This window comes from Shewanella sp. GutDb-MelDb (assembly GCF_002836075.1).
Classification (GTDB): domain Bacteria; phylum Pseudomonadota; class Gammaproteobacteria; order Enterobacterales; family Shewanellaceae; genus Shewanella.
The window spans coordinates 1-19,595 of sequence record NZ_PJBM01000223.1 but is presented as its reverse complement, the minus strand read 5'-3'; the positions used below and the strand labels follow the sequence as shown (position 1 = coordinate 19,595).

Here is a 19,595-nt window from a genome sequence, read left to right as displayed (position 1 = left end):
TACCCAGAAGCACTCTGTGAAACTGGAGTGGACTGGAGTTATATGGCATGGCAGATTAATGATTAACGGCAGGCTATGCTAGTTCAATTACATGAAGTGTAAATTAAACTTCTTTAACTGATATCAAAATGTTTGAAAGGCTTTTGCACCAGCGCGGGTCTATTGCTGGACTTAACTATTGAAAAAGATTGAGAGCCCTACATGCTAACTTCATTCAAATCATTGTCAGTTGCAAGCAGCGTAACAATATCCCGTTACTTGTTAGGCAGCTTTTTGTTGCTCACTGCCATAACTCGCTTTACCGCGGCCGATAGTCTGTACTTCACTAAGCAACTGTTTGAAATCAATCTCCCCACGATGCCTTGGTTAGCAGCTGTCTTAGGTATATTGCAATTAGTTGTCGTTGTTGCGCTTATGATGCCAACTCAGCGTTGGAGCCAGATCATGCTCTATGTTTATGCTGCATTAGCGACAGTGCCGTTATTCATGCTAGTGACTCATCCCGTTTGGATTGACGCGTTAGGGGGATTTCCAGCGATTGGCGCAGGGCAGGGACTGATTAAGTATTTGGGGATCTCAGCCGTTTCGTTATATCTGGCCTCATATTATGCCAACCATACAATAGTTAACAAAGTGGCGGTGAAACTGGTGCTTGCTGGCATTCTATTGGTGATGGTTTGGATCGGAGCGATGAAGTTTACCCAAATTGAAGCGGATGGTATTGAAGGGCTAATGAGCACGAGTCCGCTGTTTAGCTGGATCTACTCACTCTTTAGCGTGCTGCATGGATCTTACTTCATTGGTGTGGTCGAGTTACTCGCGGTGACGGGGATGCTGTTAGGGCGTTGGTCTGATAAGACTTATGTTTTTGGGCTTGGGATGGCGGCGTTAACGTTTGCTGCGACACAGACTTTTATTATTACGCTGCCAGCTGTGGAAACCAGCTTAGGTTTTCCCGTTTTGACTGGGAGTGGCCAGTTTATTGTTAAAGACTTAGTGTTACTGGCGGGGTGTCTAATTCTATTTGCACAGCGCAAGCCAAACTAAAATATGCTTATTTGAGAACAGGATAGCCATAATATAAAAAAGCACCGCTTAAAGGGTGCTTTTTTGGGTCAAATAATATTGAGATTAGTCTTCAGCGTTAAGTTTAGCTTCTAGTGCATCCACTTGAGCTTGCAGTGCTTCTAGTTTTTCACGGGTTTTGATTAATACATGCTGCTGTACTTCAAACTCTTCACGCGAAACAACATCTAACTTCTGTAGCTGGTTTTGCAAAACTTGCTTACTGCGTTCTTCAAATTCGCCGGCAAACTGCTTTAGTCCACTGGGTAGACTTTCGCTAAGTTGCTTGGCAACTTCTTCGATTTTCTTTGGATTGATCATCTTTAATATCCGCTAGGGTGCCTGTTCAGTATGGCAGTTATTGTACCTTAGGAGATGGCGATTGCCAAAAGATTCACCATTTGCTGAGTGCCGTGTAGAGGCACTTCGGCAACAGATAAAAAAAAGGCCCACAACCATATCTCGTCGTGGGCCCTTATGCTGTCGGTTATGGATTACGACTCCGGTTGTAGCTCTTCATCAAATACTGGCAAAGGCTGGTGCTTTTCTGCCAAATAGGTATAGATAACGGGCAATACAAACAGGGTGAAAATAGTCCCGATGGCAAGGCCAGAGACAATAACCAGTCCAATATTGAAACGGGCAACGGCTCCTGCACCTACAGCAAAGAGCAATGGTATGAGTCCCGCTATCATTGCTGCTGTGGTCATTAAGATCGGACGCAATCTAATGGTGGCTGCGTGCTTAATAGCATCTACTCTACTTAAGCCGTTATGCAGTTGCTCCTCTTTGGCGACTTCACACATTAAAATACCGTGTTTGGTAATAAGGCCAACTAAGGTTATGAGCCCGACCTGGGTGTAGATATTCATCGAAGATAGCCCCATAACGTGGGTCCAGCCAAGTGCGATTAACGCGCCACTGATGGCTAATGGCACAGAAACCAAGATCACTAGCGGGTCTCTCAGGCTTTCGAACTGGCTAGCGAGAACCAAAAAGATAATCGCCAGTGCTAAAGCAAATGTCGCATATAGCGCTGAACCTTCGGTGACGTATTGACGGGCTTCGCCAAGGAAGTCGTAGCTATAACCTTTAGGTAAATCGTTATCACCAATGTTTTGCAGGAAGGCAATCGCATCACCAATAGCAACACCTGGGGTGGCTACGCCGCCAACCGTTACTGCATTCATTTGGTTGAAGTGCGGTAATGATCGTGGCTCTGAGATCATCTCTATGTCGACCAAGCTGGATAACGGAATAGAGCGCCCGTCGGCCGCGGTGACGTAATAACCTGCAAGTGATTCAGGGTTAGCACGATATTTTCGGTCAACTTGAGGGATAACCTCATATGAGCGCCCGTCGAGGTTGATACGGTTAACATAACCATCACTCATCATTGTGGTTAGCGTAATACCAATATCTTGCATGGTGATGCCATAAGCACCGGCTAAATCACGTTTGATGTGGATTTTCATGGTGCCTGAATCAAACTTAAGGTTAATTTCTGAGTAAACAAACAGTGGGCTTTGCTGCACTTTTTCAAGTACGCCACTACCAATTTGAAACAGACTCTCAAACGATGCTGAACTGGTGATCACAAATTGTATTGGCAAGCCACCAGAGGCACCAGGAAGCTCAGGCATTTGGAAGGTCGTAACCGCCATACCAGGAACCGTTTTAACTTCTTTCCCGAGTATTTTTTGCATCTCTTTCTGGCTTTTATCTCGCTCACTCCAAGGCACCAGCGGTGCGATACCAAATGCTTGGTTCGCATTTGGCACACCCACAAAGGCAAGTGATGCAGCCGCTTCTGGATGGGCAGTGATCATGTCTGTGACTATCGACATATTGGACTGAATATAATCCAAGTTAGCACTTGAAGGTGCTGTGCCCATCATCATCACAACGCTTTTGTCTTCGTTAGGAGCCAGCTCTGAGGGAATAAAGCTAAACATCACTGGTAAAGACGCAAACACAATTATGGCAAATGCGACGATTACCGGACGGTGATTAAGCACTGCACTTAACATGCGGCTGTAGCGGTTGGTGAGGCCATTAAGAAAACGCTCAACGCCACGCTCGAACCTATTCGGCTCAGAGTGGGCTTTGAGGATCTTAGAGCACATCATTGGCGATAACGTGAGTGCCACAATACCGGAGATAAATACCGCACCAGCAAGGGTGAGTGCAAACTCTTTAAACAGAGAGCCAGTTATTCCGCCCATTAACGCAATTGGTGCATACACTGCGGCTAACGTAATGGTCATTGAGATAACAGGAGCTGCTATTTCACGGGTACCTATTATCGCTGCTCTAAAGGGGGTTTCGCCAAGTTTGATATGCCGGTCGACATTCTCAACGACCACGATGGCGTCATCCACCACTAAGCCAATCGCCAGCACCATCGCCAGCAGTGTCATTAGGTTGAGTGTAAAGCCAAACATCAGCATGACGACGGCAACACCAATCAGTGACAACGGGATGGTGACTATTGGAATAATGACCGCCCTGAATGAGCCCAAGAAGAGGGTGATAACCACAATCACAATTAGTGCCGCTTCGCCAATCGTCTTGATCACTTCATTGATCGATTCATCAATCGCCAGTGACGAGTCATAAAGGATACGCGCCTTCATTGATACCGGCAGGTTACGGGTGATATCTGGCATCATCGCACGCGCATCAGCAGCCACAATCAGTGGGTTAGCTGTTGGGGTGACGTCTAAGCCAATAACAACCGCTTCTTGCCCATCGGCGAGTGCGCGGTAAACGTCATGGCTTTTTTCTAAGCTGACATCGGCAATATCACCAAGACGAATAACCAGGCCGTCCTGACTGCCGACCACCAGTTTTTCTAACTCGGAAACGGTGGCGACTTGGGTGTCTGCGGTGCCATTAAACAGGGTGAAAGTATTGTTTGCCTGACCCACTGCAGATTGATAGTTGTTAGCTTGTAGTACGTTCATTACGTCGGTCGACGATAGGCTAAAAGCCCCCATACGTGCTGGATCTAACCAAATGCGCATGGCGTACTTAATACCGCCATAAAGGTTGACTTTGGCGACACCATCAATGGTGAATAATTCTGGCTTTACCACGCGCTCAAGATAGTCGGTAATTTGGCTAGAGTTAATTTGCTCACTGTAAAATGAGATGTATAACACCGATGTCTGCGAGCCGGTAGACATGTCAACCGTTGGGTCTTCTGCTTCTTTAGGAAGCTGCGACCGTACTGAGTTAACTTTAGCGAGAATGTCTGCCAATGCCCCATTGGGGTCGGTGTTGAGTTTCATGTAAACGGTGATTTTTGAGCTACCCAGAAAACTGTCTGAGGTCATGAAATCAACGTTGTCAGCTTGAGCTAAAGCTTGCTCAAGCGGCTGGGTAATAAAGCCTTGTATCAAGTTTGAATCGGCACCGTAATAACTGGTGGTGACAGTGACCACGGTATTGGTCATTTCAGGGTACTCTCGAACCTGCATACTGTTTAGCGAATAAAAGCCAAGTAATAGGATTAGAAAGCTAATTGACGCAGCCAACACAGGTCTGCGGATAAATATATCAGTAAAGCGCATGACTCTGACCTCCGCTTATAGCTGTGGCAATGTGGCGGGAGGCGTTAATGCTTTATCCTCACTCACACTGATTTTGCTATTGTTGCTCAAGCGAACTTGGCCTGAGGTGACGATCATATCGCCAGGCTTTATCTCGCCTGTCACTAACGCATTATGAATGCCACGTTCAACGACATTCACGTTGATCTGTTTAACGCGTTTAACTTGCTCGCCGTCTTCGACTTTGTCTTCAATGACATAAACTGAGTTGCCGTAAAGGGTAAAGCTGATGGCCGTTTGTGGTAGCACGATTTGCTCAACGAGTTCAGGCAACAGGATGTCGACTTTAGCAAACATCCCGCTACGCAATTTTGAATCGGTATTGGGAATTTGTGCCTGTACTTGAATCAAACCACTTTGGTAAAAAACAGCGGGTTCAATTGCCGATATTATGCCTTCAAAGGGTTCGGTCGGATAAGCGTCAACATAAACATGCACAGCTTGTCCTGTCGCGATATGCGGTAACTGCGTTTGTGGAATGGTGAAACGAATTTTCATGGTGCTGATATCTTCAAGACGCACAATTTTAGTGCCTGTTTGTAGGTACTCACCTAAATTGACGTTACGAATACCCACCAAGCCTCCAAAGGGAGCGCTGATTTCACGGCGGCCAATTGTGGCGCTTAAGCCTTCGCTATCAGCCACAAGTGCCAAGTATTTTGATTCACTGTTATCAAGGTCTTGTTTAGACACTGAGTTCTGTTGGTACAATTTGGTGAGTCGCTTAAAGTCTTCTCTCGCGGCAGGCAGCTGTACTTGCTTACTCTTAAGGTTGGCTTTCTCTACTTTAGAATCGAGCTCAATCAGCATTTGGCCTGTTTCAACACGGCTACCGTTTTCAAATTTAATTGCTGACACTACACCTGCAAGTTCATTGGCGATAGTGACCCCTTGATTGGGCTCCACAAAGCCAATGGCATTAATGGTCGACTGCCAAGTGTTTGATGCAACAGTGATAGCGGTCACTGGAGCGACTGGCTCGGGCATATTAGCAATAGCATCGGCAATTTTACCTTTTACAAACAGGTTAAATCCAATGACAGAACCAAATGCGAGTATGGCGATAATTAACATTACCAGGGTCCATTTTTTCATGTCCTGATAGCTCCTTTAATGAGTGGGTTTAATGGGGATTAGAATCGTTTTCCAGCATAGATCGCAAGCAAGTTCGATTTCATGGGCTTCATACTGGATCTGTCCACGACGAGTTGTTCGAGCGATGGCCATTGCAGGTTCCATAGAGAGCGCATATAAGGCGCGTGGGTGCAAAGGCTGCATAATGCCAGCGGCTTTGCCCTCATCAAAAAGTTGCTTTAGTGGTGCAAACAGGGTGATTTCGATATTGCGGATCTCTTCATTATTGATTTCAGGTAGATGAGCATACTGCTCATAGCTTAAATTTGTTGGAGTGCGCTGTTTACCAAAACTATGCATTTTTAACCATATACGTTTAAACCTTTGCTCTAATGTACCAAGCTGGTGGTCTTCTAATATAAAGGCTGCAACATGCGCTAGGACGTCCTTCCTAAGCTCTAAGATCAATTCGTTTTTGTCTTTAAAGTAGCGATAGATTGTGCCCGCCGCGACACCCGCTTCATTAGCCACTTGTTGCATTGACAGGCCTTGAATACCACTAGAAGCGATAATCTTCTCTGTCGCTCTTAAAATTAAGTCACGTTTGTTTGGCATAGTTGTTACCAGGGTATGAATGAACGTTCATTCACTAGTCTAGTGATCACACCGAGAATTGGCAAGAAATATAAAGCGTGCGGAAGACTCTTTACAAAATTGAACTACAAAAGGCAGATAATGTTCTATTAATTATAGTCTGTAAAAATAGTGACGAGTATCGTCAGCTATAAGCGCGGCCCTTAGGGTTCGTTTCAATGCTTCTATTCTTTTACGACTAGAATGCGTTACGAGCTTTTCGTTTAGCCCGCTAAGCATCATCGCTGAAGCTGTGTACTAAAATCATTATTCTTTACGGTAAAGAGTCAAACAAAAACTAAGCTCGGAAGATCTACAGCCCTTAGCTTTCTGCTATCATTCGTTTTCTAGTACCCCCTTTCATATACCTTGGTTGTTAAGTACAGATGAAGCTCAATCCCGGACAAAATGAAGCCGTCCACTATGTCAGTGGCCCTTGTTTAGTGCTTGCTGGTGCAGGTAGTGGCAAAACCAGAGTGATTATTAACAAGATTGGTTATCTGGTCGACAAGTGTGGCTATAAGGCCCGCAATATTGCCGCTGTGACCTTTACCAATAAGGCTGCGCGCGAGATGAAAGAGCGTGTCTCTAAGTCTATGGGGCGTAAAGAAGCTCGTGGTCTATGGATTTCGACGTTTCATACTCTAGGGTTAGAGATCATCAAGCGTGAGCATAAAGTGGTTGGGTTAAAGCCTGGATTCTCACTGTTTGATGATCAAGACACTTTATCTTTGCTGAAAGAGCTGACGCAAGACGAGTTAGATGAGGATAAAGATCTATTACGTTCGCTGGCGACCACTATTTCCAATTGGAAAGGGGATTTGGTTATTCCAGAGCAAGCCACCAAGATTGCTAAGGATGAGCAGCAACAGTTATTTGCGGTGCTTTACCATCGCTATGCTCAGCACATGAAAGCGTATAACGCGCTCGATTTCGATGATTTAATTCTGTTGCCTACTTTATTGCTTAGACAAAATGAAGAGGTGAGGACGCGCTGGCAGACTCGGTTTAAATATATGCTGGTGGATGAATATCAAGACACTAACACTAGTCAATACGAGATGGTGAAGTTGCTCGTGGGTGAGCGGGCTCGTTTTACCGTGGTGGGTGACGACGATCAGTCAATCTACTCGTGGCGCGGGGCTAAACCGCAGAACCTGGTGTTGCTTGGCAAAGATTTCCCTAAATTAAAATTGATAAAACTGGAGCAAAATTACCGCTCTAGTCAGCGTATTTTACGTGCCGCAAACATACTGATCGCCAACAACCCGCATATTTATGAAAAAGCCCTGTTTAGCGAACTCGCTTATGGTGAGCCTATTCGGGTATTAATTGCGGCAAATGAGGAGCAAGAAGCCGAACGGGTTGTGGCGGAGATTATCCGACATAAGTTTGTTGGGCGCACCCAGTATGGTGCCTACGCTATTTTGTACCGTGGTAACCATCAGTCTCGTTTACTCGAGCGGGCGCTAATGACCAACCGTATCCCTTATAAGCTTAGCGGCGGGACATCCTTTTTTGGTCGAGCTGAGATTAAAGACATCATGGCTTACCTGCGCTTGGTGGTGAATCCTGATGACGATAATGCCTTTTTACGGATTGTTAACCTGCCTAAACGAGGTATTGGCCCTGCCACATTAGAGCGTTTAGGTAACTTCTCTAACAAAAAACAGATCTCAATGTTTGCCGCCATTTTTGAGGCCGATCTGAACCATGAACTGCCTCCAGCGGCGATGGCTTCTTTGTACCAGTTTGGCCGTTTTGTGGTTGAAACGGGAGAGGTCGCTTTGCGCGGCGAGCCCGTTGAAGCGGTAAAGCAGTTGATCAGAAAGATCAATTACGAAGACTACCTCTACGAAACCAGTACCAGCGCTAAAGCTGCCGAGATGCGCATGAAAAACATTTCGGAGCTGTACCGATGGGTTACTGAAATGCTTGAAGGTGACGATCTTGATGAGGGGATGACACTGCAGGAGGTGGTGGCTCGCTTAACGTTACGCGACATGATGGAGCGTAATAGCGAAGATGAAGGTGGAGACCAAGTGCAGTTGATGACCTTACATGCATCAAAAGGCTTGGAGTTCCCATTCGTATTTATGGTCGGCGCAGAAGAACGCATTTTGCCTCATCAAAGCAGTATTGATGAAGGTAATGTCGATGAAGAACGTCGCTTAGCCTACGTAGGGATCACGCGAGCACAAAGAGAGCTGTGGTTTGTGATCTGTCGTGAGCGCCGACAGTTTGGTGAAACGATACGTTGTGAACCCAGTCGTTTTTTGATGGAGTTACCACAAGATGACTTGATCTGGGAAAATCGTAAGCCAGTGCAAAGTGCAGAACAACTACAGCAAAAAGGTAAGAGCAATATTGCTAACCTGAGAGATATGTTTAAGAAGTAAATGTTTTATATTTTACCGCGCAGCAGATCCGCATTCTGCTGCGTTAAGCGCACGCTTGGTTTTTTGCGCTATTAAGTTCAAATACTTTACCCAGCGCAATACCTTGGCCTTTCTTAAAGCCTATCTCTGATAACACTTGGCAGTGTGCTTTACTGCAAATTCCCACCGCGAATATTTCAAGCTCTAGCGCACGAGCGGCGCTGTAATAGGCTTTTATAAGCTTGAGGTACTGTTCACTTTCGAGGTGAGTTGCGTAGCTTGGATCTAGCTTTAATGACTGAATAGGTAAAAAGGTTAAGCTGCTTATAGCGCTATGAGCGCTGCCGTAAGCTTCTATCCCTAACTGCACGTTGAGACTGCTGAGTATTTCAAAAGCGTTAATGTGGTTATTGGTATTTTGTACGAAGGCTTTCTCATTGAAAAAGAGTGTTAGTTTGCTCAGATCAAAGCCGCATTGCTTAATCTTATTCTTTAATGATCTCAGTGCATGCTTGTGATTTAAATGCTGGCTTGATATTGAAACCTGCAAATGGAAGTCGACGCCAAATTGCTGTTCTAATGTTTGAAACCCCTCATTAATGCTTGCTAGCAGGTAATTATCCAACTCTATAAGCAAATTGCAGTGCTCAGCAATGTTATTGAGCTGCAATTGCTTCACTTTGCCTAGCGTTGGATGATGCCAAAATAATCTTGGTTCAAATGCAATGACCCGCTCAGTGTCGAGTTCCATTATAGGTAAGTAGCTAAGTTGTAGCTCGCCTTTTTTAAGTGCCATCTTGAGTTCGTTTTCTAGCTCAAGTTCTTGGACTTGTTGCTTATTGTTACCGTGATCAAAGATCACGTAGCAACCTTTACCTTTTGATTTCGCTTGGTACATTGCGTTATCAGCGTTGCGCAGCACCGACTCACTCGTGTCTGAATTGCTTGAGTCACTCATGGCAACTCCGATACTGGCACTGGAGTTGACTTGTTGGTTTGAAAGGGTAAAGGGGTGAGACAACTCAACTAATACACGCTCAGCGACATCTTCAGCATCTTTCTGATTGCCAACGGAATCCAATAAGATAACAAACTCATCACCGCCTAAACGGGCTAGCATGTCGTTACTGCGAATGCAGAAGTGCAGGCGTTTGGCTGTTTCAATTAGAAAACGGTCGCCCTCTAGATGACCTAAAGTGTCGTTTAACAGCTTAAACCTATCCATGTCGATAAACAGCACTGCAAACTTGTCGAGAGTGTGGCGTCGAGCATGCTTAATTGTTTGCGATAAACGCTCCATAAACATGGCGCGATTAGGTAACCCTGTGAGGTTATCGTGTTTGGCGTCATGTACCAGTTGTCGCTCAATGCGTTTACGCTGATGGATCTCTTCTTCAAGATCCTCATTTACACAAGCAAGCGCTTGAGTGCGCTCATGTACCTTCTCTTCTAATTGTTCGTAGCTGAGTTGCAATGACTCTGACGAGAGTTTTTTCTCTATCGCTGTGGCGATATGCTGCGAGACAAAGGTAAGCAGCTCTAAGTCTTTTTCTTGGTAGTTTTGGCTATAGCTGTAACTGTAAATGGTGAGCGAACCACTGACTTTTCCGTGGATCAATAATGGTAAGCCTATCCACTGGTTTATCTCTTGGGTGTCATTGAGTTCAGGGGCTTCACAATAGAGCTCTCCTGATTGAATTAATGCATTAATGTCACTGCGCTCTAATAATCTAGGTTTATGGTTTAATAAAATGTACTCAGTTAACCCGTCACTAACGGCTCTAGGCTTAGGAGAAGGTAGATCAAACTGTGAAACAAAGTAGGGGAAACTTAAAGTGTTTCGTTCTTCGTTAAGCAACGAGATAAAGCAATTATTGATTGGGATAAGGTGACTAATGACCCGATGAAGCTCTTCGTAAAACTCTAGGCTATCAATATTGGATGTTGCGAGGTCCGCAATCTCAAACAAAGACTGCTGCAATCGCTCGGCTCTTCGTCTTTCATAGACTTCAAGTTTCAACTTGTTGTAAGCAATGCTGAGCTCTTTGGTGCGAGTTTCGATAGCGAGCTCAAGTTGCTCTTGATATTGCAAACGTTCAACGACAGCAGAGATATGATGGCTAATGAAGTTCATCAGTTCTACTTCTATATCGCCATAGTGGATGTTGGAGTCATAGCTTTGCACCACAAGCACCCCAGTGGTGCACTCTGCGCTCCTAATTGGAACCCCTACCCACAGATGACAGTTGCTGCCTCTGGGCATAATAGCGTTAGAGTTGACGAGCTGTTGGTAAGTGTCGTTATTGCAAACCAGTGCTTGTTCGGTTTTAAGCACATAACCCGTCAAACCGCTATAAAGCATTTGGGATAGATCTTCATTGGGGTAACAATCTTGTGGATGTAGATCTTTTTCATCTGCAAAAAAGGGAATTTCAATTCTTCCCGTAACAGGATTTAGTGTCGCGATGAAGAAATTATCAGCAGCAATGAGCTTTTTGAGGGATTGATGCAAAGATGAGTAAAACTCTTCAGGTGTGCTGACACTGGCAGCTAAGTTGGAAATATCCAACAGAGCGTTTTGAGTGATCTCAGCGCGCTTGTATTTAAGAGCCAATACTTTTAAGCGTGCAATCCTTTTGTGCAATCTCACAGTTTCTGTCGACTGCAATGTTTCTTCCCTAAACATGCATTTCCGCCAAGCGCTATTTTTATTTCGATCATGATTTTAACTAATCTTTATAAATAACATGAAAAATGTTTATATCCAAAGCTTTATTTTTGTCCAATCGTGCTATAAAACCGTACAAACGACTCAAATCTTGAGCAAGCAGATGAAAAATGCAAATCAAGTGTAGACGGGGGGGTGTTTTATCCATATTATATGCGTCGCTAACAAGGCAAGGCACCCATAGCTCAGCTGGATAGAGCGCACCCCTCCGGAGGGTGAGGCCGAGGGTTCGAATCCTTCTGGGTGCACCAGATAGGAAACGGATGTTTTGTTAGTAGGAAATAGCAGTGGTGATTGTAGCTCAGTTGGTAGAGCCCCGGATTGTGATTCCGGTTGTCGTGGGTTCGAGCCCCATCAGTCACCCCATTTTTCCTCGTGTTGTTAGAATAGTTTTAAAAGTTCGGTGATTAGCGCAGCCCGGTAGCGCATCTGGTTTGGGACCAGAGGGTCAGAGGTTCGAATCCTCTATCACCGACCACATTTAAAAGATAACGAGTTTACTCGATATTTAGTTAGACAAAAGATTTTCGGATTCTTAGTAAAATAAGAGCGCAGCCCGATAGCGCATCCTGATTTGAAGCAAGAGCGGACCAGAGAGTCAGAGGTTCGAATCCTGCTTTTTACAAGATACCGACCATCTTTAAAAAGTTTACGGTGATTAGCGCAGCCCGGTAGCGCATCTGGTTTGGGACCAGAGGGTCAGAGGTTCGAATCCTCTATCACCGACCACTTTACTAGAAAGCCCTTCGAGAAATCGAGGGGCTTTTTTGTTGGTTAGAATTAAAGGCTTCGAATCCTACTTTTAACGACCGACCACTTTCGAAAAGCCTCCTGATTTATCAGGAGGCTTTTTTCGTTTTGATTAAAGCCAGGTTCAAATCCTCATTTTTTATGAACCGATAGCCGACCACTTTACTAGAAAGCCCTTCGAGCAATTCAAGGGCTTTTTTGTGTGTTGAATTTACTTGAATATTCCACTTCTGCTGTGTATTGATCGGAAAAACGATCATGTTCATCCAATCAATGCGCATGAGTTAAGGCTTGAGTGCAGCTGGATTGACAGCATACTCAATACATTTGGTATTTTGAGGAAAGCAATTTTAGAGTTCAAAGCGATTGAAATTTTACTGTAGACAAACAAAAGGCCTCTGTTGAGGCCTTAATCAATTTGGTTATGCAGGTGCCTCGCTATAGCTCAATGTCTATTGGTGGTGATACATAGCCCATATAAGCATTGGTCTTTAAGGGGACGAAACGCGCTAACTGCTGTTTCTCTTCTATGCCGGTGACGATAACCTCAATGTCTAGCCCTTTGGCTACATTGATTAAGGCACGGCAAAGCTCACTGCTATGCTCACTGTCATCATAATATGCAAATGATTGATCTAACTTAACATAGCTAGGTCTTAAGCTTTGTAAGTAGCGCATTGAGCCAAACTGGCGACCAAAATGATCGATACCAAAGTGTGCACCATTGTCTCTAATAACCGTACACAGAGCTTCACAAGCCTCTGGGCTGCTATATACCGCCGCTTCTGGTATATCAAAACATATACGTTCTCTCAACGCAGATGATCGCAGCAATTTATTGAGCCACTGATGGAACTCAATGTCATTGATACTTTCAAACGTTAGGTTGATAGCAATAGGTTCAAAATTACGGCCGAGTAAGTCTTTTGCACTAATAGTTTCGATTAAACATTTATCGAGTAAAGTGCCCAGCGATAATAGTTCAATATAAGGCATGAACTGACCCGCAAACACTTTTTTATCACCGATCTCTAGCTGACAATAAAGCTCTCTTTGTAGTACTGAATCATTGTCATTAAGTAATATAGGTTGCCACTTAAACTTAAACTTGCCACCGCTAATTGCGGTACTGAGGTGCTCTCGCCATTGCTCGCGAGTAAACAGTTGTTTCTCATTTGTCTCAAACCAATGGAATACTTTATTTTCCTGCAGTGATTTTTGCAGTGCATTGTCAGCCTGCGCCAAAATGTCGCTAACCGTCATTTGACCTATGCGTTCTGCAATCCCTAGTGCGAAGCCTTCATTTGGCTTACAACCGGCTTTAGACATTTCTTGGTTAATGGTGCGAATAAGGGTCTGCAAGTATTTACTGGTTTGATCATGCTCAGAGCTTGTGATCAGAAACGCAAACTCATAGGCGGCAATACGGGCGATGACGGATGTGGTCACGCCGTCTAAATGCTGCTTCATTTTTTCAGCTAACAGCTTGATGGTCTCATCTCTTACTTGGTAACCATATTTACTGTGGACCTCTTCAAGCCAGTCCATTTTAGCCATAATAAGCGCACCGTTCTTCGGCTCGCTTAACCAGCCATTCAACCTACCCATCATGTATTGACGATTGGGGAGGGTAGAGACTTGGTCAACTAGATTTTTCTTTCTCAGCTCGCCGACCTCCTCATCAAGAGAGGTAAAGATCTGTTTGAGCTGCTCAGACATGCTATTGAAGGCTTGAACGACTGATTTCAGCTCAAGGGTTCTAGGCACCACCATATCAGGGCCAAACTTTCTATTGGCTATCTCTTTAGCATGTTCCGCAATTTCATGTAATGGCTTCAAAATCCACGTAAGGCCAACACGGGCCAAAATAATTGCAATTAAAAAAAGTATGGAAAAAACAATGATTGCATTGGTCATGGTGCGCCACAGTTCATGGTAACCAAAACCTGGGTGGGCGGTGATCTCTAGTCTTGCTAGTTGGATCCATCCTGAAGTAATCGTGCTTTCTCGTCGAATTGTCTTGAAGAGGTCAAGGTCAATAAACCACTGCGGCACACCTTCAATAGCGACTGGATTTTGCCAAGCTTGCTGTTTGCCATCGACTAACCAAGTTAATTTGACCTCTTGGTAATAACCCCCTTCGAAGATGACATTGATTAAGGTTTCTGCACCGACAATATCGCCCGCTTCTAAATCGGGTACCAGCATGATACCGAGCGAATTGCTGGTATTGTTGAGGTCAGATTCCATTTGCTTGGTCAGAAAGCTCTGAGTTTCGGTAAACTGCACATACCCTAAACTCGCTACCACTAGCAAAAATAGAACAAACAGAAGTGTGTATATCTGTCGAAACAGTGTCATCTTGTTAACTACTCCAGTTTTAGTTTAGGTTGTTTGAGTCGCTCAACACCTAAACGTTGTTTTAGGTCATTCCACTTCGCAAGTTTCGATGATGATCCTGCTAGAACGCCTCGTCCTTTTTCTTTATTTAGCCACAATTGTCGACCGTTAAAACTGTATACCGGGATTAGATCCTTGCGCTGCGTTGCTGGTTTTATGGATTTATCAAGGTTATCTAAAACGAGGGGGATGGAAGAGGGAGTTTCATAGTAGGCAAGCACCATATGGTATTGGTTTACGCTGGTTGCCTTAACCATAGTAATGCGTAATTTATCTTCTGAAACACCAAGTTGGAGCAACGTGAAATACTTTGCGATAGAAAAATCTTCGCAATCCCCGCCGCTAACGCCAATAAACTCCATTGGCGTAGCCCAATAATTCTTATTTCCCCAAAGTTTTATATCTTCGACAAAATGAAAGAGGTTAAAAAAATTATTAACCATCAATATTTTATCGCTATCTTGTAATTCCCTCGCTTCGTCAAGAATTTTAAACCAAGCTCTAATACGTTTACCCGCCCGCTCTCCATATTGAGATTCTATTGTTTGGGTAATATGTGCAGAGTCTAGTTGTGGTACTGGATTCGCGTCTAGATAAAGAGAAGACACAGACAAAGCCAATACCGCCAATTTGAATTGACAGACTTTTTTTAATTTTTTTAATTTATAAAGCCTGTCATTCATACTGCGCTAGCTCGTCTCCTAATTAACAACTTCATCTACGGTATATATATGCCATTTCATATCGGCAGTGGTGTCATCACCAGTGAGTTCCGCTATTACTCGACGATTCACTTTATGCGCAGCAGCGGTATGAGTCGGATCGATTGGGCGATCAAAACTATATCCTACAGCACTTAAACGAGATGATTCAATATCAAAGCGCTCGCTTAGCAATGCACTTACGGCATTCGCTCTGTTTTGCGATAGTTCTTGGTTATGATCATGAGATCCCGTTTTACTACAATGGCCCTCAATAACCGCTTGTGTATTGGGAAACTTTTGCATAAAACTGGCAATGATTTCTACTTGGGTATAGTAAACCGGATCGATGTAGTAAGAGTCATTGGCAAACAAAATCTTTAACTCTTGACGTTCATTGATGGGTTTGATTTTACCACAACCATAGTTATCGATAGTTGCCCCAAGCTCTGTTTCTGTGCAACGCTCTCTTGCTACGATGACACCGTCATGATCGATATCATTTAAATCGTAAACCTGCTTAGTCGGCGTGTCCATTGATACAGTATCACGCATTGAACAGCCACCTAATATGGCTAAACTCAATATTATAATTAAGGTTTTCATTGCGGTACTCCTCCTTCGTAATCTCGTTCACCTTGCCATACATCTGGGCGAGTCACTCTTAATGAATCAAGTAATTGCCCTGTCGCATTGAGAATGCGGTATTGCGACACTATTTGGTCATATTCAGAGACTAAATAATCCTTTCTTGCTTCAAATAATTCATTTTCGGTATCGAGCAAATCCAGTAATGTACGTTGACCTAAATTGAACTGTTGGCTATAGGCTACTTGCGTGTCTTTAGCTGCAATAACGTGGTCACGAATATACATTTTTTGCGGTGTTAATAGCTCATATGCATTCCAAGCTAAGTTAACCCCTTCAACGACTTGTCTATGCGCACGTTGACGGATCTCTTTTGCTTCACCTATTTTATAGGCTGCTTCTTTTTCTCGGGCCAAATCACGGCCACCCGCAAATAGGTTGTACTTAACTCTGATCATGGCAACGAGATCGTTACTATGCCCACCAACATTGTTACTTGATAACAATGAGTAACCGTCTTCACCGTCAAGATCGTTATTCCAATTACCATCAAGCTCTAAGGTAAACTTAGGGTAATAATTTGATTGAGCCGAATCTTTTTCATTCTCAGCGGCATGAATGTCACTTGAGGCTGATTTAAGGATCGGGTGATTATCTTGCGCCATCATCACACTGGTGCTGAGGTCGCTTGGTAACATATCGGCATCAGGCACTGGAACGATCATATCTTCAGGCTCTTGCTCCACAATGCGAACGAACTGTGATCTGGCATCATAGAAATTATTGCGAGCAGAAATCACATTGGCATTCGCACGTGCTAAACGGCCGGTGATTTGAGATAGATCTGCCGTTGAGCTTAATCCTGAATCGGTTCTTTGTTTAATCTGATCATATATATCTTTATGGCTTTCGAGGTTTTTCTCAGCCAAGGTGAGCACTTGTTCACTGCGGATGTAGTTGGTGTATACCTTAACCACATCAAGCGCCATATCTTCGGCTGCCGCAAATAATGCCCATTGCTCTGCACTGGCTTCAAAGCTATATCTATCAACTTCGCTGCTGGTATAAAAACCATCAAATAGCATTTGTTTAATACTAAAACCGGCTTCACCTCGTTCTAGCTCAATAACACCGTCATCATCGACGTCACCTTGGCCTGCACGGCGACGAGTCGATGGGCTGTTAGTTTGCTCCCATCCGTAACCACCAGAAATATCGACGGTAGGCATGTAACCTGCAACAGCTTGGTTAACTTGCTCTTCTCGTGCTTTAAAGCGATTAAATGCGATCCGTATTTCAGGATTTGTATCTAATGTGTGCGCTACTGCTTGCTCTAACGTTTGGCTATAAGCCGACGCGGGCAATATTAGTGCGCCAACGGCGAGTGCAATGGCACTACGTCTTACCTGCCGCATTATGCTGCTGTCCATGTTAACCCCTCCAGGTCGTTTTTTATAAGGCTTCAACGCTCTCTGAGCGCCGTATCTTTAGCCCGTAATATTGGATTAAGTATGTACTCTAAAACAGATCTCTGCCCAGTAATCACATCAACCGAGGTTAACATCCCTGGTATGATAGGCATTTCCGTGCCATCGTCCTTTGTTAAGCTAGAAAACTCCGTTCTAACTTTTACAATATAGAAACTATTGCCCTCTTCATCTTGTGTAGTATCAGCACTAATATGCTCTACAACCCCATTTAACCCACCATATCGAGTGAAGTCATAAGCGGTGATTTTGACTACTGCCGGAAGGCCCGGATGTAAGAATGCGATGTCTTTGGGGATAATCTTGGTTTCAATAAGCAGCTTGTCTTCTGAAGGAACAATTTCAATAATATCAACGCCAGGCTGTACAACACCGCCGAGCGTATTAATGTGAATCGTTTTAATGGTGCCGTTAACAGGGGAGGTGATTTCAGCTTTACTGACTTTGTCTTGTGCGCCAACTTGTGCTTCATTCATACGCGACAGCTTGGTTTGCATCTCATTTAACTGAGCCCGAGTATCCGCAGCAAAAATAAGCACAGTTTCTCTGCGCTTCAAAATGGCCTCATCCATGGTTGACTTCACTTTTGGGCGTAATAACCGTAATGAAGACAGCTCTCCTTGAATGTCGTTTACGACTCGCTGCAGCTTGAGCAGTTCAACTTCGGGAACAATCCCTTTATCTGCTAGTGGCCTCGTCAGCTCTAGTTCTCTAGAGACTAATTGGAAGCTTGTTGTGAGTGTTCTGATTTTAGAGGCTAACTCTTGGATCTCTTGATTTCGTTGTTGGATCTGTCTTGCTTGGATCTCGAGCTGGTTACTCAGGTTATCAATCCGACCTTGGTACTCTTCTCGTTGTCTCTTAGTGAGCTCCGGCTCATTATCTTCTAATAACTCAGGAAAAATTAGCACATGAGGTTGTATTTTTACTTGCTCTCTCCAGTCAGTGCCGATATTAGAAATAGTGATACTGTTCAACTCGGTTTTTAAACGGATGACATTGGATAGTAAACTATTAACCTCTTGCTCTTGCTGGGCAAAGTCAGATTTAAAGCGTGTTGCATCAATGCGTGCAAGTGCTTGTCCCTTGGTCACCATAAAGCCTTCTTGCACGTACATATCTTGCAATATGCCGCCATCTAAGCTCTGTATTATCTGGATTTGAGAAGAGGGAATGACTTTTCCCATTCCTGTCGTGACTTGATCCAACTCAGCAAAGTAGGCCCAAATCAAAAATGTGACGGCGAGCGATGCAAGCGCCCATATGGTTAATCGATGGCTGGTCGGTGCATCGGCCATCATGGCGCCATAAACATCGTCAACCATGTCTAAGTCTTGTGAAGTTAAATGCTTACTCATTTATTTACCGCTCCTGCAAGCAAGCCTTCATTTAGCTTTTTAAGTACATCAGCTTTAGCACCGTCGGCAACAATGTGGCCGCGGTCTAATACGATAATGCGGTCAACCAAATTCAATAAGTGCATTTTGTGGGTAATAAGCAATAGCGTTCGGTCTTTACTGACATTGTGCATAGCTTGAATAAACTGTTTTTCAGCTCTAGCGTCTAAACTGGCCGTTGGTTCATCCATTAATAATACCGGGGGATCGTTCAGCGTTGCTCGTGCTAATGCAATGGTCTGTCGTTGACCACGAGAAAGCTCTCTGCCTCCTTCACCCACTTGTTGATCGAGCCCTTCGGATTCTAGATTAGTAAACAAGTTAACCCCAGATAACTGTACGGCCCTAATCAGCTGATGTTCGGTAACTTGTCGTGTTCCAAAGAGGATGTTGTCGCGAATGGTGCCGTGAAACAAAGTAATATCTTGCGGTAAATAACCGAAGTTACGTCGTAGATCACTTGGGTGTATTTGAGCTGAATCTAGGCCGTCGTATGTGAGACTGCCCTTGCTAGGCTGAAAAAGTCCAACCAGCACTTTAGCGAGAGTACTTTTACCTGAACCATTACGGCCTATTATTGCAATCCGTTCGCCAGGTTCAATTTTTATTGATAATGGATGAAGTATTGGCCGTTCTGAATTTGGATAGCTAAATGCTAAGTGGTCCGCACTAATTTGGCCTTGTAATCGCTGTCTGCTAACGAGATGACCTTTGTTTTCAAACTCACTCTCTTGAGCCATGATTTCATTAAGTTGACGCAGTGCACTGGCAGTTTGGTTG

Annotated in this window: 13 protein-coding genes and 4 tRNA genes; 6 read left to right on the top strand and 11 right to left on the bottom strand. The window is 44.2% G+C overall.

Features of this window, described 5'->3' with window-relative positions:
* Positions 1-201: 201 nt before the first annotated feature.
* Positions 202-1,047 (top strand): DUF417 family protein, encoded by an 846-nt coding sequence (locus tag CXF82_RS11140; RefSeq protein ID WP_102044201.1) that lies wholly within the window; start codon positions 202-204, stop codon positions 1,045-1,047.
* A gap of 84 nt (positions 1,048-1,131) precedes the next feature.
* Here CXF82_RS11140 and CXF82_RS11135 read toward each other — a convergent pair whose 3' ends face one another.
* The 4 genes from CXF82_RS11135 to CXF82_RS11120 form a co-directional block, all read right to left on the bottom strand.
* On the bottom strand, positions 1,132-1,386 hold the full coding sequence (locus CXF82_RS11135; protein ID WP_101089400.1) for a ubiquinone biosynthesis accessory factor UbiK: 255 nt from the start codon (positions 1,384-1,386) through the stop codon (positions 1,132-1,134).
* Between the two features lie 173 nt (positions 1,387-1,559).
* Entirely contained in the window at positions 1,560-4,640 is a 3,081-nt protein-coding gene (locus tag CXF82_RS11130; protein WP_101089399.1) for a multidrug efflux RND transporter permease subunit, read from the bottom strand.
* 15 nt (positions 4,641-4,655) lie between these two features.
* A complete protein-coding gene (locus CXF82_RS11125; protein WP_102044200.1) occupies positions 4,656-5,774 on the bottom strand; it encodes an efflux RND transporter periplasmic adaptor subunit in 1,119 nt (372 codons plus the stop codon).
* A gap of 15 nt (positions 5,775-5,789) precedes the next feature.
* Positions 5,790-6,368: a TetR/AcrR family transcriptional regulator gene (locus CXF82_RS11120; protein WP_180961202.1), complete on the bottom strand. Its 579-nt coding sequence runs from the start codon at positions 6,366-6,368 to the stop codon at positions 5,790-5,792.
* Positions 6,369-6,772: 404 nt separating this feature from the next.
* On the opposite strand from CXF82_RS11120, the gene rep reads away from it, so the two are divergent.
* Positions 6,773-8,785: a DNA helicase Rep gene (rep, locus tag CXF82_RS11115; protein ID WP_101089397.1), complete on the top strand. Its 2,013-nt coding sequence runs from the start codon at positions 6,773-6,775 to the stop codon at positions 8,783-8,785.
* 43 nt (positions 8,786-8,828) lie between these two features.
* Here rep and CXF82_RS11110 read toward each other — a convergent pair whose 3' ends face one another.
* Entirely contained in the window at positions 8,829-11,450 is a 2,622-nt protein-coding gene (locus CXF82_RS11110; RefSeq protein ID WP_102044199.1) for a bifunctional diguanylate cyclase/phosphodiesterase, read from the bottom strand.
* 216 nt (positions 11,451-11,666) lie between these two features.
* On the opposite strand from CXF82_RS11110, the gene CXF82_RS11105 reads away from it, so the two are divergent.
* The 4 genes from CXF82_RS11105 to CXF82_RS11090 all read left to right on the top strand — a co-directional run bounded on the left by CXF82_RS11105 (position 11,667) and on the right by CXF82_RS11090 (position 12,221).
* A tRNA-Arg gene (locus CXF82_RS11105) sits at positions 11,667-11,743 on the top strand.
* A 39-nt stretch (positions 11,744-11,782) separates the two neighbouring features.
* Positions 11,783-11,858: transfer RNA gene (locus CXF82_RS11100), tRNA-His, on the top strand.
* A 35-nt stretch (positions 11,859-11,893) separates the two neighbouring features.
* A tRNA-Pro gene (locus tag CXF82_RS11095) sits at positions 11,894-11,970 on the top strand.
* A 174-nt stretch (positions 11,971-12,144) separates the two neighbouring features.
* A tRNA-Pro gene (locus tag CXF82_RS11090) sits at positions 12,145-12,221 on the top strand.
* 459 nt (positions 12,222-12,680) lie between these two features.
* Here the strand turns inward: CXF82_RS11090 and CXF82_RS11085 are convergent.
* The 6 genes from CXF82_RS11085 to CXF82_RS11060 all read right to left on the bottom strand — a co-directional run.
* On the bottom strand, positions 12,681-14,603 hold the full coding sequence (locus tag CXF82_RS11085; RefSeq protein WP_101089395.1) for a bifunctional diguanylate cyclase/phosphodiesterase: 1,923 nt from the start codon (positions 14,601-14,603) through the stop codon (positions 12,681-12,683).
* 8 nt (positions 14,604-14,611) lie between these two features.
* Entirely contained in the window at positions 14,612-15,325 is a 714-nt protein-coding gene (locus tag CXF82_RS11080) for a transglutaminase-like cysteine peptidase (protein ID WP_101089394.1), read from the bottom strand.
* Positions 15,326-15,343: 18 nt separating this feature from the next.
* A complete protein-coding gene (locus tag CXF82_RS11075; protein WP_101089393.1) occupies positions 15,344-15,949 on the bottom strand; it encodes an OmpA family protein in 606 nt (201 codons plus the stop codon).
* Positions 15,946-17,361 (bottom strand): TolC family outer membrane protein, encoded by a 1,416-nt coding sequence (locus CXF82_RS11070; protein WP_101089392.1) that lies wholly within the window; start codon positions 17,359-17,361, stop codon positions 15,946-15,948. The genes CXF82_RS11075 and CXF82_RS11070 overlap by 4 nt, the downstream gene beginning before the upstream one ends.
* Positions 17,362-17,393: 32 nt before the next feature.
* Positions 17,394-18,776 (bottom strand): HlyD family type I secretion periplasmic adaptor subunit, encoded by a 1,383-nt coding sequence (locus CXF82_RS11065; protein ID WP_101089391.1) that lies wholly within the window; start codon positions 18,774-18,776, stop codon positions 17,394-17,396.
* Positions 18,773-19,595 (bottom strand): ATP-binding cassette domain-containing protein (locus CXF82_RS11060; protein WP_145991685.1); only part of this gene is annotated, 823 nt, incomplete at its 5' end. The genes CXF82_RS11060 and CXF82_RS11065, both read right to left, overlap by 4 nt.